The following is a 17,613-nucleotide window of genomic DNA, read 5'->3' on the forward strand; positions in this document are numbered from 1 at the left end:
ATGCAAATTTATTGCCCAATATTATTCCTTTTATTATTACTTGCACTATTTTTTTGTAAACCAATGTAATACGCGAATTTTTTTTATAATTTACTCTTTTCTCTCCTTGCTTACCACTTGCTTTAAAAATCTAACTCTTCCGAACTATACTATTTCCTTCTATAATATTGATATATAATAAATTCAGAACAATATACTACAGGATTTTAAAACTAGCTTTATCTTTGCGCCTCTGTAAGCGGATATTCCCATATCCCAATATCCTCTATAAATCAAGTACAAAAAATATTTTTCGAATGCATTTATAACTAGTAAGATTTGAAAAAGAAAGCCTGCCCGTCTTTTTCACTTTATTATTAGTTTATAATAACCATAAAAAGATATGGATATTGCACCATATTGATGCTAAACTTGCGTTATTGCTCTGAATATCAGTAACATTAAAATGGGGCTGAGAGGGCGAAGCTTTGTAAATTATTGCCGGTAGAAAAGTACTATTTTTAATTAAAAAGCCATGCAGTGCTACGTCTTCTTACTTTTAAACTATATTAACTTCATTAAACATACATTCATCTATTATGTATAAATTACAATTTCTCTCCTTTATTGTAGTTATTCTGCTCTTATTCAGTTCGTGCCGCACGGGTAAGGAACTGGCATTATTCCAAGATTTGAATTCCGAGCAGGATGCCAAAGTGCAGCAGGTAAGAACAGCCGCTTTTGACCCCCTTCGCCTGCAGTCCGACGACCAGTTGCAGATTGTCATCAGCAGCATCAGCCCGGAAGCTTCCCAACTGTTCAACCTCATGGGTTCGGCAGTTATTACCGGCAACAATAGCACTCAGAACATGCAAAGCGTTTATACCGTATCGCCTTCGGGCAATATTACCATCCCTGTAATCGGAGATGTGAAAGTGGCAGGATTAAGTACCGATGAGGCTAAAGCTCAAATCAAAGCAGTAGTTAGTGAATATTTAAAAGATGCCGTTATCAGCGTTACCCTTATCAACTTTCGCGTTACCGTGATGGGTGAAGTAGCCAGACCTTCCACCTTCCAGGTAGCGGGAGAAAAAATCAATGTGCTTGAAGCTATTGGGATGGCCGGAGATCTTACTGTTTTTGCCAAAAGAACCAATATAAAGGTTATTCGCAAAGCTGCCGACAAAGTAGAGGTAGCTCATCTTAACCTTAATAACAGCAGCGTGATGCGTTCCCCTTATTATAACCTCCGCCAAAATGATGTAGTACTCGTAGAGCCTGGCAAACGAAAAGGATTGCAGGCCGAGGGGTTAAACATTATTGTTCCCGCGGCTGTCAGTATCCTCTCCCTCATCATTGTAGCTATTACCCGCCTCCGTTAGACACTTTATTTACACTCTTTAAAACCGTATTAGCTGTGCAAAATAATACCCACTTTCCCACTACACTGCAGAATAATCTGCCGGAAGAGTCAGTAGACATCAGGCAGTTGTTGTTTAAGATCCTGCGTCACTGGCCATGGATCACTTTATCCCTGATAATAGCCGTAACCATTGCGTGGCTCTATAATCGCTATGCCGAGCCCATGTACAAAGCTACGGCTTCCATCATGATCAAGGATGAAAAAAAGGGCGGTGGGGGGCTGCTCGATAACCCGCTGCTTAAAGAACTGGATCTCGGTGGCGGGGGTAAGCTTGTTGACAATGAAATTGAGGTGCTTAAAAGCTATGACCTCATGGAAGACGTGGTGAGAAAAGAACAACTCTTCCTTGATATAAAAAGCAAAGGCAGCCTTACCACCAGATCCGTATTTGATAAAGAGGCGCCGGTGATCATTCGCATTGCCAACCCCGATACCATTACCCAGGCATTGCAATGGGGTCTTGCCAGGGAGCTTAACGGCAAATGGCACCTCGATTATGGTGCACGCAATAAAAACCTGCCCGTTACAAGAGGCAGGTGGTACTCCATTAATGGGCTGCTCCTCCAGATAACAGACAACCCCGCTTTTAAAGCAAATACCGACAGCACTAACCTGGCTGATGACTACTTGATATATATAAAGCCCGTAAAAGCTGCTGTTGACAATTATTCAACCGCCCTTAAGGTTCAACCGGCAAGCAAAACAGCAACCATTATCAATATGGAGCTTACCAATCACAACAATAGGAGGGCACAAACCTCATTGAATGCCCTTATTGATATTTATAACCAACAGGCATTGGAAGATAAAAACAAGGTTACAAACAATACCCTCGAATTTTTAAACGACAGGCTCGCTATTATAGAAAACGAGCTGCGTAGCGTGGAAGGGCAGGTGGAACGATTTAAAAGCAGTAACCGCATCACCGATGTTTCGGTAGAAGCACAGCAATATATGGAGCAGGCCAAGCAGGTTGACATCCAAAAGGCTGAACAGCAAACCCAGCTAAGTATCCTTGAATCGCTGGAAAGCAACCTCAAAGCTAACCAGGACAACCCCAAACTGGTGCCTTCCGGTTCCGGCATCGCTGAGCCCTCCCTGGCTGAAATGATACAGACCCACAATAGGCTGGTGCTCGAAAGGGAGCGCCAGGCAGAAAGGCTCGGACCCAAAAATCCTATCCCTGTTGATCTCGCCAACCAAATCGCTAACCTCAGGGTTAGCCTGATCACCAACATTGGCAACCTCAAGCAGGCTTACCGCATCGCCTTACATGACGTTACCCGGAAAGATGCCGAGCTTAATGCCCGCATCAGGAACATACCGCAAATACAAAAAAACCTGGTGCAGATACAGCGCGATCAGTCAGTAAAAGAACAGCTCTATTTTTTGCTTCTCCAGAAAAGAGAGGAGTCTGCTATCACATTGGCTTCTACTATTCCCGATTCCAGGAGCATTGAAAAACCCAGAAGTGCCGGCATCGTAAGCCCCAAAAAGGTACTTATCCTAACTATCGCTTTTTTACTTGGACTGATTATTCCCATAGGTATTATTTATATTATCAATTTCTTTAACAATAAAATTGAGGATAAAGATGAGGTGGAGCAAAACTGTAAATTGCCTGTGCTAGGTGAAATTTCCTACGTTAAAAAAGATACTTCTCCTATCGTGGTACAAAAAGGAAGCCGTTCTATCGTTGCCGAGCAATTCAGGGGTATAAGAACCAATATCAGCTTTACCAAACCCGGGCATTCCCCTAGGGTCTTATTAGTTACCTCCCACCGTCCGGAGGAGGGTAAATCCTTTACCAGCCTCAACCTCGCTGCCAGCTATGCCCTGCTTAATAAAAAGGTCGTTGTGCTTGAGTTTGATTTGCGTAAACCACGCCTCAGCGCAGCGCTCAATATCCATTCCGAAGTGGGCATCAGTAATTACCTGGCTGGCAGTACTGCTGCCATTGATGATATCCTACATGAAGTGACCGGCTTTGAACAACGTTTCTGGTTGCTGCCTGCAGGACCTATACCACCCAACCCCGCCGAGCTGATCCTTGGAGAGCGCATGAAAAATCTGATGGAAGAGCTTAATAAAAAATTCGATTACATTATTTTTGATACCCCCCCTTACGGGCCCGTTACCGACTCCTCGCTGCTGGCTGCCCACACCGATATTAGCATCGTGGTGCTCAGGCAGGGATTTACTTTCAAGTGGGTGCTGCAGGAACTCAATAAAAAAATAACCAATAACCCTACTCAACTTCTGTATATTGTCATCAACAGAGTAGGTGAAAAAAACCGCTACGGCAACTATAAAAATTACGGTTACGGATACACCGAATATTTCGACGCACCCCAAAAAAAGAAAAAATGGTGGCAGAGGTAAGCGGATTGTATAGCTTATCTAAATAAACAAAATATCTCACAATAATGGCCCTTATTGAAACATAAACTTGCTATTCATTACGTTAAGTGATACTTATGAATTATTATGCCTTATAAAAAGGGCGTTCGTTACAGCTTAGAAAACCCCGAAGCGTATATTTATAGCAATATCGTGTGCTTTGTGAATATCCTGGAATGTTGCAGACATTATCATCACTTTGAATAATCCGCCTGCAAAATAAGGAGAAAAGCCTTACTATCAGTTGTTTACTATTGGGAATGGCTCGCCGGTTTCTTTGATGGAATTTATAGAAACGCTGGAGAAAAACTGGAGCGGCAGCGAAAAAAAGCATGATGGATATCCAACCCGAAGATGAATGGAGTTAAAAAGTTTGTGGAGCGGTATAAGCAATATCATGATAAAGAATAAGGGATATTAAAATACAGCCTGATGGGGAAATAATAACACTTAAATGGGAGAAAACTTAACGCATAAAACTTTTAAAGGATTTTTTTGGCAATTTGGCGGCACCATATTTCAAACATTCCTGCAATTGGGTGTGCTGTTTGTTCTTGCCAGATTGATTTCAAAAGCCGAATTTGGTATAGTGCAATCCGCTTTAGTAGTAGTAGGACTTTCTCAATTGTTGAGTCAAATGGGAGTAGGCCCCGCATTAGTTCAAAAAGCTAATCTAACTCCAATACATATTAGGGTGGCTTCTACCATTTCACTGATCTTGAGTGTAGTGTTTTTCCTGATTGTATTTCTATGTTCAGGCTTATTAGCCAATTTCTTTAATATGCCGGAACTGCAACACGTGCTTAAAGTAGTAGCTATACTTTTTATAATTGAGGGAATAACTACGGTTTCTCAATCTTTATTACTCCGGGAGATGAAGCAAAAAGTATTGGTTAAAATAAGCTTTATTTCTTATTTGGTGGGTTATGGTATAGTGGCAATTGTACTATCTTATTATGGTTTCGGATTATGGTCTCTTATTATCGGGCAACTAATACAGTCTCTTCTTAAATGTATCCTTTCCTTTATAAAATGTAAACACTCTATAACGCCTTCTTTTAGTAAAAAGGAAGCGAAGGAATTACTATATTATGGCGGAGGTTTTACCATTGCGAAACTTTTTAATTATTTGGCCCTGCAAGGGGATAATATCATTACCGGACGCTATTTGGGACCAGACGCATTAGGGGTTTACAGCAGGGCATATGCGATAATGGTTAAACCGGTTGGCTTGATTGGCGATTCAATAGATAAAGCTCTATTTCCGGCAATGGCCGCCCGGCAAAACCAGCCAGACAGATTAATAGAAGCATTTATTAATGGCTCTAAGATGATCTCGTTCCTGTGTATCCCCATATCCTGTGTTTTAATTTTTAGCTCAAAAGAAATAATTAATGTTTTATTGGGCAGCAAATGGGGTGAAACAGTTATTCCGCTTCAGATTTTAACCGCAGGATTGATATTTAGAATGGGATATAAAATGGGTGATTGCTTAAGCAGGGCTACCGGCAATGTATATAGCAGGGCCAAGCGTCAGTTTGTATATGCTGTTTGTGTAATACTCGGGTGTTATATAGGATCCCGCTGGGGGATCATAGGAGTTGCCTTCGGAACCTTATTTGCAGTGACAATGAATTACATATTGATGATCCATCTAAGCCTTAATATTTTAAAAATAAACTGGGTATATTTTTTAAAAAGAACTTTGTCAGAACTGCATATAGCCGTACTGCTGGCTCTTCTTTTTATCGCGATTATTTCTCTGGCGCGTGAATTCATAGCATCTGATTTTATGATACTGTTATTTTCTTATGGCATTTATGGGATAGGTGTAATGGTGCTGTTCTATTATTTTTCTAAAAAACTAAGCTTTTTAGCTGTTTTACCTTTTAAAGGGGTTCTTAATAAAATTACTAAAAGATCATAAATGCCTTTACAGATTGTTAATCAGTTATTAAATGATTTAAATTCCGATGGCATACACTATTGTCATTGGAAAAGCAATGAGCATTTAGAAGCCGCAGTGAATGGCAATACGGATTTGGATATTCTTTTTGATAAAAATGAGGAGCAGCGGGTAATTGGAATTTTAAAAAGGAATAAGTTCCATTTGTTTGAAGCAGTATGGTATCGTAAATATAAAGGGATAGTAGATTATATTGGTTTTGATAAAGAAGCGGGAAAAATCGTGCATGTACATACCCATTTTAATTTAGACATTGGCGAGGTAGGCATCAAGAGCTATCGTATGCCCTGGGAAGAGCTGATTTTAAAAAACAGAGTATTTGATGAAAGTTTTAATATTTATACATCCTCCCCTGAAATCGAATATTTATTGCTTGTGGTCAGAACGGCATTTAAACATGATATAACAAACAACAAATCAAATAAAAATATTGCTAAGCATTTTAACCTCGAAGCACAATGGCTATATAACCAGATCAATGTAGAAAAACTAAAACTTTTTGCTTCTACCGCATTGGGCAATGAAATGGGACTGCTAATTGAAGCAATCAGGCTTGGTGAAAGCCACAACGACCAGCTTTTTATGTCTTTAAAAAAATTGTTAAAGCCGTATTTTGCAGGGCATAGAATTTTATCATCTCGGCGAGTTAGCTATCTTAAAGTTGTACATTTTGTAAAACGTTTACAAATTAAAGTCGGGAAACTCTTTCGGGTATCAGTCAGCGTTTCCAAAAGAAGCCTGCCCCACCGGGGTGTTGTGCTTTGTTTGATGGGGTCCGACGGAGCAGGCAAATCAACCCAAACCAAAGAGATTACGAAGGAGTTGTCTAAAAAAGTAGATGTATTGTTTATGTACATGGGTTCCGGAGACGGCGTAAAAAGCTTGCAAAGAAAAGCGATTGAAGCACTTGTTCAACTGGGATCAAAACTGAGTTCTTCCGGAAAGTCCAGACATAAAACAACGATAAAAGAAAAAGAAAGTGAAATAAAAAAAGATAACACTCAAAATAGCCTGCCAAAGCAGCTCATACTTTCCATAAAGGCTATTTCTTTAGCCTTTGAAAAGAAGAACAGGCTCAAACGTATTGATAAGGAAAGAAAACGAGGGGGTATAGTAATCTGTGATCGCTATCCGCAAACCAGTACGTTGGGATATAATGATGGACCTAAATTATATGCAAATGTCAATAGCTCAAATTTTATTTTGAGGTCATTGGCAAAATATGAATTTTCATGTTATAAACTTGCAAAACAAATCTATCCCAATTTAGTAATAAAGCTAATTGGTTCCGTAGAAGTATTACATTCCAGAAGACAGGAAATGAGTAGAGAAGAAATCATTAAAAAGCAAAATGGGATTATCAGTCTTCATTTTGATTTTCCAACTGAGGTTATGACCTTAGATATTGATAAACCGGTTTACGAAATAAAAGGAATGATTTTAGAAGCGATATCGGAACAGATAAATAAAAATTAACCGAAGTGGATTGTATTATATTAAATGTTTTCAGAGCACTATATAGATGGTTAGCTTTATAAGGTCTTTGTTAGGAAAAAGGGGATTTCAATTAAGAAAATTAACTTTAATTAATTTAAGGGGACAGATCATTCATCCGCTCGAAGTTGCCTATACAACAGGCAAAATCGGCTTGATTCCGTCTGTGTTAATGGATATTCCTGTTTCGAAGTGTCGTACCCAGTTGTGGAACACCCTTGAGGAAAGTAAAAATCCCTTTGTGAAAACAATTGTTGACTACAGCAATAACAAAGCTTCCGGTTATGATTCTGCTGCTATTAAAGCATATTACAAAAGTTATGTGCCCAATAATGCTTGTGAAGTGCTTAGGCTAAGCGATAATGAAGTACTAAAACAAATACCTGCCCATGGATATCTTCTCCCCTGGGATAACCAGACTGCTGATGAAATAATAAAGACAAGAGAAAGGGTTGCCCTTAATGAGAACAGGCAGGAAGGGAAACAAATTGATATATCTGCAGGTTATACAGATTTTGGCCCGGTTGATACGGAAAAAGGAGAAATCGAATTTAAACGTTTGGTAAAAACTTTTGAGAACATTAAAAAACAGGGATATATAGAAAATCCATATCTGCCCGACGGGGCGATTAAAGGATATTTTTTAATCGGTGAAAATAATGACTGGTGTTTTATTGTAAAATCTGGCAAGCACAGGGCTTATGCGCTTTCAGCTATAGGATATCAAAATATTCCCGTTGTTGTTGATTGCAATATAGGAATGGTTAAACGGGTGAATGATCTTCGTTTTTGGCCTCATGTAAACAACGGCATTTTTTCAAAAAAGGAAGCTTATACTGTTGCGAACAAAATGCTTGATGTTGCAAATCAAGGTTGACAATTGCTTAGAACCCTAATTACACGGTGTTAGAAATGAAATCTCAAAGGAATCTTATAGATAAATTCTATTGTTATACGCTGCTAATTCTGGCTGCATTGTATTACTCACAGGGTGTAGTGCTTCCTGATGGAGAAGGAGTTGGTCTGGCAGTGCTGGTCTTCATTTTTGGTATTTCGTTCTATTACCTTATCAAAATGCTGCTCAGTAAAAAAAAGTTTACCGGCTTTATGACAGTCTGGTTGCTTTTTACTATAATGAACTCATTTTATTTTTTGCTTTACGATGATTATACCCAGTACGGTCTTATTAAAATGGTGTTGCTCAACTTTCTGCCTTTTTTCCCTTTTTATTATTTTTCAGAGAAAGGGATTTTAACCCGCAACCATCTGATTGCATTTTTTTTATTTCTGCTGCCAGTTTTAGTGGTGAAGTTTATTCGCTCTATACATGAACTTCGATTGGAAGAAATGAACGAAGATGTAGTTGACAATACCATATATATGTTTATCGGATTGTTGCCTTTTGTGTTTTTCTTCAAAAAAAAGTTGTTTTCATTATTATTTTTAATGATTATTTGGTTTTTTATGATTCAAAGTGCTAAGAGGGCCGCTATTTTGTGTGGCATTGTAGCGCTGGCACTATTTGTATTTGAATATATATATACTTCTGAAAGCAAATCAAAAATTAAAAGATATATTTTCTCCGCTGTTTTACTCTTTGGTGTGAGCTATTTCGGATACAATTTGTATACACAAAACCAGTTTTTGATAGAACGGATGCAAGGAATGTTACAGGGAGAGTCGTCAGGAAGAGATATGCTGGTTGAAACCTTATTAAAAGTATGGTACGATGCAGATAACCTGATCCGCTATTTGTTTGGTTTTGGTTATAATGCCTCCCGCTTGCATTCCGTTCATGTATCGCATAACGACTGGGTGGATATGCTGGTAAGTTTCGGGTTATTAGGTTTCATGATTTATTTTGCTTTATTCAGATTACTTTTTAAACAGGTTTTCAACAAAAACTGGTCGAGAGATAAAAAGGTAATTTTGATCCTGGTAGTAAGCATAGCTTGTATTACCTCTCTTACTTCCCGTTGGTATTTGAGCACTTTTGCCTACATGCAGTTTTTGATTCTTCCTTATTTATTAGCTACTCATGAAGATAATGTGTAGACAGAAGTATGTTGGCACGCAAATACAGACATATCTTTCATATCTTGCATCAAAAACCAGAAAAAACAAAACTAAATGGAACTGGTAATTCTTTCGGATAATTATCCTTCTGACAGGATTCCAAACAAAGGCGTATTTGTTTATAACCTGATTCAGGAATTAAGCCATTATCATCAAATTTCAGTAATCGCACCTTTCAGAATGCACCATTTGTTGAAATCAAAATTTATAGGAGGGTATGGCAAGGAAAGATGTAAAGTGTACAGACCCCTGTATTTTTCTTTTAGCAACAGGAAGATTCTGGGTTTAGATACCGGCGCATGGAGCCGGTATCTCATGGCTAAGGCCGTGCACAGATGCCTGATCCGTTTGCCGGTTAAGCCCGATATAATATATGCCCATTTTTTATCTAATGCCCTGCCTGGTCTTTCTTATGTTCAAAAACATTCCATTCCTTTTGTGATTGCTTCAGGCGAATCCGGATATGCTGTTGCTCATAGTGAACGGAAAAAGGAGCTGCAATGTTTAGCAGAAAATACAAGTCATATTATCTGCGTATCAGAAACCAATAAAAAAGGCCTGGTTGATTTAGGTTTCAGTGAAAATATTATGACTCTAATCCCCAATGCTGTGGATTATGATTTATTTAAACCTTTACACAAAGAGACTTGCAAAGAAAAATTAGGTATTTCAAGTCAAAAATTTGTTGTGGGTTTTGTAGGGAATTTTATTCATCGTAAAGGACCTAACCGGATTATTGAAGCTATAAAACAATTAAACGATAAGGACATCCAGTTGGTTTGCGTGGGCGGAAAAGGAGGTTTAACTCCTAATGATTTTACAAAAAGCATTCCCCCTGTACCCAATTATCAATTGCCGGAAATTTATAATGCCTTCGACATTTTTGTACTCCCTACCCTCAGTGAGGGACACTGCAATGCCATTGAGGAAGCAAAAGCCTGTTGCATTCCTGTTATCAGTTCCCTGGGAACCAGCGTAGAGACACAAATTGATAAAACAACAGGCATATTAGTCAATCCATTAAGTATACATGAGATAGCCGAAGCTATCCAAAAATTGAAAAACCAACCAGCAGCCCGCATATCTATGGAAAAAAATTTAAAACTAAAAATAGGAGAACAATCCCTGAAAAACAGAGCACAAAAAATAAGTTCATTGCTGACAAAAACAGCAAAGGAAAATTAATGATAACTGATTTACGGACCTTCATACCCTGAAAAGCTCCTATAAAAAAATAAAACAACAGGGAGACGAATTGTATTTTATGTGGCTCAGCGAACGGACAAGTTTTAGGTTAAAGACAATCCTGATCACAGGCCTGTTTTTCTTTATGACTGTTTCGTGCCTTTCACAAAATGAAAGCGTTATTGATAAAAGCAACCCGATTTATGCCATGTATAACCGTCCAAATAAAAACGGTATCACTGAGGAGCAAATGGCATGGGATAAAAGCAGGAGTGGCAATGCCTTTGATTTTATGGCTTTGAGAAAGACCATTGACGCTATTAATGCCATAACACAGGCTACCGGTGAAAGATACTGGATTAATCAGCAGGTAGTTCTGATAAACAATCTGATTCAAACGTCCCAAATCTCTTCAGACATTCAGGAAAATCTTATATTCAGAGATGAATTCAAATCCTGGATTTCGTTAGCCAACAACGACACTTATCATAAAGAAGTACCATTATATGAAAGCTATTCCTTTTTTTATATCATGCAGTTTTTATATCTCATCAGGAATTCAGCCTGGATAGAAAAAACAGATAATAATAAGGTTTGGTGGACTAATACTTTGGCGTTTATTGAAAAGCATATCTGGACCAAATGGTACGAAAGGAGTTTTTCATCTTTTAAGAACCACTACCGGTATTTCCTTAGAAGCAGAACCCACATGGGTTCTCACTGGGCAGGATTAGCATTGTATCTGAATGCGCTTACAGCTAACACGGAGATTAAATCGCAAACTGCATTTCTGATACAGCAATATGATACCCTTTTGAAAAGAAATCTGAAAGTCCGGCAGGGCGGATATATCTGGAATTCGACCTACGATAACGTGGAAGGCACTTTTGCAGGCAGATCATCAGAAAGCCTCATTCAGGATGTTTCTCATGGAAATCATGTTGTTTCCTATATTATTGCAGCATATACACTGGGGAATAAAGATTGGACCATTGATGATATTAAAAGGTTATCTTTTACGTTAAAAGAAATTATCTACGATGCTCAAAGCAACAGGTTTCGGGATAATGTAGATGGCTCTGCCAGTACGGAGCGGACAGGCCGGGGAAATTTTGTGGCCGATGGTTGGGTGAAACTGGCAGCCTGCAATGAAGAGATAAAAGCAATTTTTCAGAAATTTGAGAAGACCGGCATGCTAAAAAAATACAATCAGGAATTGCAGTTTAAAGCCAACCTGTATAAAATTGAACGGAACAAATGAATAGCTTAAAGATATTACATTTAGCTAACGATTACGCAGGCTCCGCGGTATACAAAAATCTCGTTGCCGCTTTAGACCAAGAAGGACTGACTCAAATCGTTTATTGCCCTGTAAGGAATGCTTCTTTGATTGATAAAAATAAAATTGGGTTTAAAAATGCATCTTCTCAAATCATTTATTCTCATATACTCAATAAAACCACGGACAGAATAATTTATCCCTTAAAGATTAAAAAAATCCTGAGGGATATAGAGCGAAAAATAGACCTCAGCCAGGTTAATTTTATTCATGCCCATACCTGGTATAGCGATGGAGGTGTGGCTTACTTTTTATCAAGAAAATACAATATTCCTTATATAACAGCGATCAGAAATACAGACTTGAATCTCTTTCAGAAAAGGCTGTTTTATTTAAGACCTTTTGGAAGAAAAATACTTAACCGGGCTATAAGAGTAATTCTGATAGCAGCTTCGTATAAGAAGAGAATTCTGTCCCAAAATTCTCTTCAAAGTATAAAAAGCGATTTGGAGAAAAAAATAAAGACCATACCCAATGGAGTAGATCCTTATTGGATAGCAAATACAATAAGCTCGCCCAAAACCCGTACTGACAAAATTTTCAATGTTTTATTTATTGGAAAATTCACGAAAAGTAAAAATATAGTAGCACTGCAGCACGCTGTCAGACTCCTGAACCAGGAAAATAACAAAAGCATCAAATTACATATTGTTGGAGGAGGAGGCAGGAAATTAAAAGAGGTAATAACCAATGTGGAACAATATCCTGATGTATTTAAGTACTATGGACAGATTTTTGATAAAGACGAATTGCTGAAATGCTTCAGAAATTGTGATGTTTTTGCCATGCCTTCCAAATATGAGACCTTTGGACTGGTGTATGTAGAAGCTTTGTTACAGGGTATGCCCATTCTGTATCAAAAAAATGAAGGCATTGATGGCTTTTATGATGAAAAAATCGGAGAAGCAGTAACTGTTGGAGATGCCGAAGAAATAAAAGAAAAATTAAGACTGCTCTATGAAAATTTCGATAGCTATGAATTTAATATTCCATTAATAAAACAAAACCACGATTGGCGGTTGATTGCCAAAGAATACTTAGCTATTTACGAACATCAGTAATCACTACTTTGAGAAGTTTTATTTATTTCAATATTATGCATTACTTTAATAGAATTCATAATGGCATTCCCGGCCCGATTGTTGTGTAAGAGAATAAAATCCATTTATACATTGGAACATGTGACTATTCATATACCTGAACCCGATAAGTTTTTCACATCATTCAAATACTTATGAAACCATTGCTCATAGTAATATTAGCTTTGTGCACTTATTCAAATGTCCAATCTCAAAAAAAATGGATAAATTATTTTGATCAGAAATATACCAGTTTGTGCAGGGCTGAAACTACTTTCAGGGAATACTACCTGCAATTAAGTACTTCAGGAAACCAATATGATTTCATGCGTTTAAACAATATTGTGTCGCCTTTGATGAACATCTATATAGCCACGCAAAATGAAGAATACTTGAACGATGAAATAAGAATTATTAATAACGTATTATCTACTGCTGCCGTATCAAAATCAATTCCAGGGAATACATATAAATTAAGGGATGACTATCTTGGTTGGATATGCAAGACTCTTGGCACAGGCTCCGTTTATTACAGCGAAACAGAGCTGTATGAAGGCTATTTGTTTCGCTATATTGTCCAGTTTTTATATGAAATCAAAAAAAATGGATGGATTAACCGTTCAGACAAGAACAGGGACTGGTTTAATACCACCCTTCAGTTCATTGAGAAAAATATATGGGAAAAATGGATCAGCAGGAGCATGATAAGTAATGCGGTTCCTTATGCAACCCTCCTGGGATCAAGGACCCACATGGCTTCTCATTGGGCTCATATCGCACTTTTTCTTAAAGAACTTACAGATAAGCCGGTAATTAAAACCCAATGTCAGGATGTAGTGAATATGTTTGACCTGCTTTTAAAAAGAAACCTCAAATACAACCCTAACTTTCCTGATGCTTATACCTGGAATTCTACCTGGGATGATGTACAGGGCACTCAGGCTCGAGCAGCATCTCCATCTACTATTCAGGATGTTTCTCATGGTAATCATGTTATCGCATATGTTGCCGCAGCTAAAAGATACAATAACCCCAACTGGACTGCCGAAAATATCCGGGATTTTTGTAATACCGTTAAAGAGGTCATGTTCCAGGAAAGTACGGTAACTTTCAGTGACAATGTTGATGGAACAGCTTCTATAAGCAGACCCGGATGGGGAAACTCCCAGTGCGAGGGCTGGGTCTTATTGGGGATGTTTGACCAACAAACCCTGAACATCTACCTGGATTTTGCGCTCCGCCGCCAGGATCTATTGCAAAGTTATACCCAGGAAATGGAATATTACGCCAACCTCGCTCTCATTGATCATTTACAAAATCAATAAGAATTATTGTACAACTTATGGCTATTGTAGATACTCATTGCTTAGTACAGGAATTTTTTGGAAAGTATTTGTCTATTTGGAATAGACCAGATTAATTGTTGCGGAAAGGATCAAATGCCAGCATGCAACTGTATTATTGCTCATACGAAAACATAAGTTCCTGCACTGGTCACCATCTCTCTTCAACTTCGCCTCCTGGCTAACAAACTACAAAAACTTATACTATAATTATCAAAAAATCGTTCTATTGCCGGGCGAGAATGGTCGGTTTAAAACGTTGAAAACTACATCCTGTCCCAAACCGATGTTATTTTTCATTCTCTTAGCATTTCGTGATATTTACCCCGGTCAGATTCCTGTCAATCATTTGTTGTTGATATTTATGAAAAAAAAATTCTATGCACATTCCTCTGCGATTATTGATGAGGGAGCAGAAATTGGCGAAGACGTTAAGATATGGCATTTTTCTCATATTATGCCCAATTGCAGAATAGGGGACAAATGCAACATAGGACAAAACGTTGTCATTTCTCCAGGTGTTATCCTGGGAAGTAATGTAAAAATTCAAAACAATGTGTCAGTTTATGAAGGTGTCATCTGCGATGATGATGTATTTTTAGGTCCTTCTATGGTATTTACAAATGTTATAAATCCCCGCAGTGCAGTGAATAGAAGAGGACAATACTTAAACACCCATGTGGGTAAGGGAGCATCAATAGGAGCTAATGCCACTATAATTTGTGGACATGATATTGGTGCATATGCCATGGTAGGTGCGGGTGCAGTAGTTACGAAAACAATACCCGATTATGCATTGGTAGTTGGTAACCCTGCTAAGCAGATTGGCTGGGTAAGTGAATATGGTCATCGCCTGCATTTTGATGTAAGGAATATAGCCATTTGCCCCGAAACAAGACAACAATATCAGTTGGAAAATAATATTGTAAAAAAAATTTCAAAATAACGTCTGAAAATATGAAAATTAAATTTGCTGTTATCGGTTGTGGCCATATTGGAAAAAGGCATGCTGAAATGATTGTTCGAAATAAAGAATGCGAATTGGTAGCGTTAGTGGATATTAAAGAAAAAAGTTCATTAGGAATGAATTCCTATAATGTTCCTTTTTTCAGGTCGCTGGATGAATTCCTGGATTCAAAAATTGATGCTGACGTTATTAATATTGCCAGCCCTAACGGTTTTCATGCCGAGCAGGCCATGACCTGCCTGTCGGCAAAAAAACACATAGTGATTGAAAAACCAATGGCGCTTACAAAACAGGACGCCGAAAACATCATATTCAAAGCTTTGCAGGTTCAGCGTCTGGTATTTGCGGTTATGCAGAACAGATACTCTCCCCCTTCCGAATGGATTAAAAATCTTATCGAAACAGGCATATTAGGAAGAATATTCATGGTGCAATTAAACTGCTACTGGAATCGTGATGATCGTTATTATAAACCCGAAAGCTGGCATGGGAAAAAAGACTTAGATGGAGGAACATTATTCACTCAGTTTTCTCATTTCATTGACATCATGTATTGGCTATTTGGAGATATTAGAAATATTCAGGCCAAGTTTGCGGATCACAATCATTCGCATTCAACCGATTTTGAAGATAGTGGTTTTGTAAGCTTTGATTTCGTCAATGGCGGGATGGGTGCCATTAATTACTCAACCGCCGTATGGAATCAAAACATGGAAAGTTCTATGACCATTATAGCCGAAAACGGATCGGTTAAAATTGGTGGTCAATACATGGATAAAGTGGAGGTTTGCCATGTTAAGGATTACAATATGCCTGTTTTAGCTCCAACCAATCCCGGAAATGATTATGGAGCCTATAAAGGTTCGGCAGCAAACCATCATTACATTATTGATAATGTAGTGGAAGTTTTAAACGGAAGAGCAGCAATAACAACAAATGCCCTGGAAGGGCTAAAGGTTGTAGATATTATCGAACGTATCTATCAGTTAAAATAACAACCTGCAATTAGCAATATGAATAAAAGTAGTTTCTCGAAACCGCATACCATCTGGTATATTTCTAAATATGCAAACGCGCCGTTGTTCGGTGCTCCCACCAGGCAATTTTTCTTCGCAAAATACATGGCTAAAAAGGGAAGAAAAGTTACCCTCGTCAGTTCGCGCGCTGCTAAATCGTCTAACTACGGCCAGTCACCCGACATAGGATTAAAGAACCAATATTATTACAAGTGTGAAGGGGTTCAAGGGGTTATGTTAAATGGCGCTGATATAAAATATGGCTTTAGCATAAAACGAATCCTGAGCTGGTTCATTTTCGAAATCAGGTTGCTGTACTGGAGTTTTTTTAAAGCAAAAGAAAAACCGGATGTAGTTATAGTTTCTTCCCTGTCCATCCTGACTTTCCTTTCGGGTATAGTACTCAAAAGGAAATTCAAATGTAAACTCGTTGTTGAAGTCCGGGATATTTGGCCGCTAACTATTGTAGAAGTAAAAAAATGGAATCGAAAAAATATTTTTATTCAATTATTGTCTTACATTGAAAAGAAGGGTTACAGGAATGCCAATACCATAATAGGTTCAATGCCTAATTTAAAAGAGCATGTGAAACAGATATCGCCGTCTGACGCTGACAAAGTACACTGTGTTCCGATGGGCTATGATCCGGATACTGATGTGGCTATCAATGCGAAAGATCCCTATGAACCATTCTTTTCTCAAATACGCAACAATAATTTCATTGTAGGATATGCCGGAACAATAGGACTGGTAAATTGCGTGGACCAGATTATTGATGCTGCCAGAATCCTGAAAGACAAGCCCATTGCTTTTGCCATTCTTGGAGGTGGTCCACTCAAAGAGCAATTAATGGCAGAGGCAAAAGAAGATAATCTCAATAAAGTATATTTCTTTGATAAAACAAATAAAGAAATGGTCGGAACATTTTTGAAGCATGCCGACCTGCTCGTAAATCCCTGGTTAGGTGGCAATTCTATTTACAGGTATGGCGTTTCACCCAATAAATGGATTGACTATATGCAAAGTTCCAAACCTATTCTGGTTGCTTTGGACGGATATTACAGTGTTATTAATGAAGCAGGCTGCGGCACATTTATACAGGCTGATCATCCGGAACTCATGGCTGAAGAAATATTAAGATTCAGTAAGATGAACAAAACAGAATTGAAGCAAATGGGTGAAAAAGGGAAAGCGTATTTGCTTAATAATCTTACTTACGATGTTTTGACTAAAAAATACCTTAACATTATTGATGATTTATATTCCTCAAACGGCTTCACAAAAGAATAGCTATCCAATCCATATTCCGCAATGACATTAATCCGTAAAGCATAATTATTAAATTC

At 38.1% G+C, this 17,613-nt stretch carries 13 protein-coding genes; all 13 read left to right on the plus strand.

Annotated elements, in window-relative coordinates; genetic code table 11:
• The first annotated feature begins 578 nt into the window (after positions 1–578).
• The 13 genes from PLE34_RS17685 (at position 579) to PLE34_RS17745 (ending at position 17,557) form a co-directional block, all read left to right on the plus strand.
• Positions 579–1,361 (plus strand): polysaccharide biosynthesis/export family protein, encoded by a 783-nt coding sequence (locus PLE34_RS17685; RefSeq protein ID WP_324559127.1) that lies wholly within the window; start codon positions 579–581, stop codon positions 1,359–1,361.
• A 35-nt stretch (positions 1,362–1,396) separates the two neighbouring features.
• Positions 1,397–3,784, plus strand: a complete 2,388-nt coding sequence (locus tag PLE34_RS17690; RefSeq protein WP_324559128.1) for a GumC family protein — start codon at positions 1,397–1,399, stop codon at positions 3,782–3,784.
• Between the two features lie 472 nt (positions 3,785–4,256).
• On the plus strand, positions 4,257–5,729 hold the full coding sequence (locus PLE34_RS17695) for a lipopolysaccharide biosynthesis protein (RefSeq protein ID WP_324559129.1): 1,473 nt from the start codon (positions 4,257–4,259) through the stop codon (positions 5,727–5,729).
• The gene (locus PLE34_RS17700) at positions 5,730–7,244 is read left to right on the plus strand and encodes a nucleoside/nucleotide kinase family protein (protein ID WP_324559130.1); all 1,515 of its coding nucleotides are present in this window, start codon (positions 5,730–5,732) and stop codon (positions 7,242–7,244) included.
• A gap of 46 nt (positions 7,245–7,290) precedes the next feature.
• Positions 7,291–8,139, plus strand: a complete 849-nt coding sequence (locus tag PLE34_RS17705; RefSeq protein WP_324559131.1) for a ParB N-terminal domain-containing protein — start codon at positions 7,291–7,293, stop codon at positions 8,137–8,139.
• Positions 8,140–8,174: 35 nt separating this feature from the next.
• On the plus strand, positions 8,175–9,317 hold the full coding sequence (locus PLE34_RS17710) for an O-antigen ligase family protein (RefSeq protein ID WP_324559132.1): 1,143 nt from the start codon (positions 8,175–8,177) through the stop codon (positions 9,315–9,317).
• Positions 9,318–9,392: 75 nt separating this feature from the next.
• Positions 9,393–10,523: a glycosyltransferase gene (locus tag PLE34_RS17715; protein WP_324559133.1), complete on the plus strand. Its 1,131-nt coding sequence runs from the start codon at positions 9,393–9,395 to the stop codon at positions 10,521–10,523.
• A gap of 145 nt (positions 10,524–10,668) precedes the next feature.
• Positions 10,669–11,784 carry a hypothetical protein gene (locus PLE34_RS17720; protein WP_324559134.1) on the plus strand — a complete coding sequence of 372 codons (1,116 nt, stop codon included), beginning with the start codon at positions 10,669–10,671 and terminating at the stop codon, positions 11,782–11,784.
• A complete protein-coding gene (locus tag PLE34_RS17725) occupies positions 11,781–12,923 on the plus strand; it encodes a glycosyltransferase (protein WP_324559135.1) in 1,143 nt (380 codons plus the stop codon). Before PLE34_RS17720 ends, PLE34_RS17725 begins: the two co-directional genes overlap by 4 nt.
• Before the next feature lie 173 nt (positions 12,924–13,096).
• Complete coding sequence (locus tag PLE34_RS17730; protein WP_324559136.1) at positions 13,097–14,266, plus strand: hypothetical protein; 1,170 nt, start codon at positions 13,097–13,099, stop codon at positions 14,264–14,266.
• 277 nt (positions 14,267–14,543) lie between these two features.
• Entirely contained in the window at positions 14,544–15,230 is a 687-nt protein-coding gene (locus PLE34_RS17735; protein WP_324559137.1) for an acyltransferase, read from the plus strand.
• An 11-nt stretch (positions 15,231–15,241) separates the two neighbouring features.
• Positions 15,242–16,246, plus strand: a complete 1,005-nt coding sequence (locus tag PLE34_RS17740; RefSeq protein WP_324559138.1) for a Gfo/Idh/MocA family protein — start codon at positions 15,242–15,244, stop codon at positions 16,244–16,246.
• 18 nt (positions 16,247–16,264) lie between these two features.
• The gene (locus PLE34_RS17745; RefSeq protein ID WP_324559139.1) at positions 16,265–17,557 is read left to right on the plus strand and encodes a glycosyltransferase family 4 protein; all 1,293 of its coding nucleotides are present in this window, start codon (positions 16,265–16,267) and stop codon (positions 17,555–17,557) included.
• Positions 17,558–17,613 lie beyond the last annotated feature (56 nt).

It is taken from the genome of Agriterribacter sp., assembly GCF_035445465.1.
Classification (GTDB): domain Bacteria; phylum Bacteroidota; class Bacteroidia; order Chitinophagales; family Chitinophagaceae; genus Agriterribacter.

Excerpts from the sequence above, each read along its gene's own strand:
- PLE34_RS17695 (WP_324559129.1), top strand. The coding sequence starts at position 4,257 with ATGGGAGAAAACTTAACGCATAAAACTTTTAAAGGATTTTTTTGGCAA.
- PLE34_RS17715 (WP_324559133.1), top strand. The coding sequence starts at position 9,393 with ATGGAACTGGTAATTCTTTCGGATAATTATCCTTCTGACAGGATTCCA.
- PLE34_RS17740 (WP_324559138.1), top strand. The coding sequence starts at position 15,242 with ATGAAAATTAAATTTGCTGTTATCGGTTGTGGCCATATTGGAAAAAGG.
- PLE34_RS17705 (WP_324559131.1), top strand. The coding sequence starts at position 7,291 with ATGGTTAGCTTTATAAGGTCTTTGTTAGGAAAAAGGGGATTTCAATTA.
- PLE34_RS17725 (WP_324559135.1), top strand. The coding sequence starts at position 11,781 with ATGAATAGCTTAAAGATATTACATTTAGCTAACGATTACGCAGGCTCC.
- PLE34_RS17720 (WP_324559134.1), top strand. The coding sequence starts at position 10,669 with ATGACTGTTTCGTGCCTTTCACAAAATGAAAGCGTTATTGATAAAAGC.
- PLE34_RS17730 (WP_324559136.1), top strand. The coding sequence starts at position 13,097 with ATGAAACCATTGCTCATAGTAATATTAGCTTTGTGCACTTATTCAAAT.
- PLE34_RS17710 (WP_324559132.1), top strand. The coding sequence starts at position 8,175 with ATGAAATCTCAAAGGAATCTTATAGATAAATTCTATTGTTATACGCTG.
- PLE34_RS17685 (WP_324559127.1), top strand. The coding sequence starts at position 579 with ATGTATAAATTACAATTTCTCTCCTTTATTGTAGTTATTCTGCTCTTA.
- PLE34_RS17700 (WP_324559130.1), top strand. The coding sequence starts at position 5,730 with ATGCCTTTACAGATTGTTAATCAGTTATTAAATGATTTAAATTCCGAT.
- PLE34_RS17745 (WP_324559139.1), top strand. The coding sequence starts at position 16,265 with ATGAATAAAAGTAGTTTCTCGAAACCGCATACCATCTGGTATATTTCT.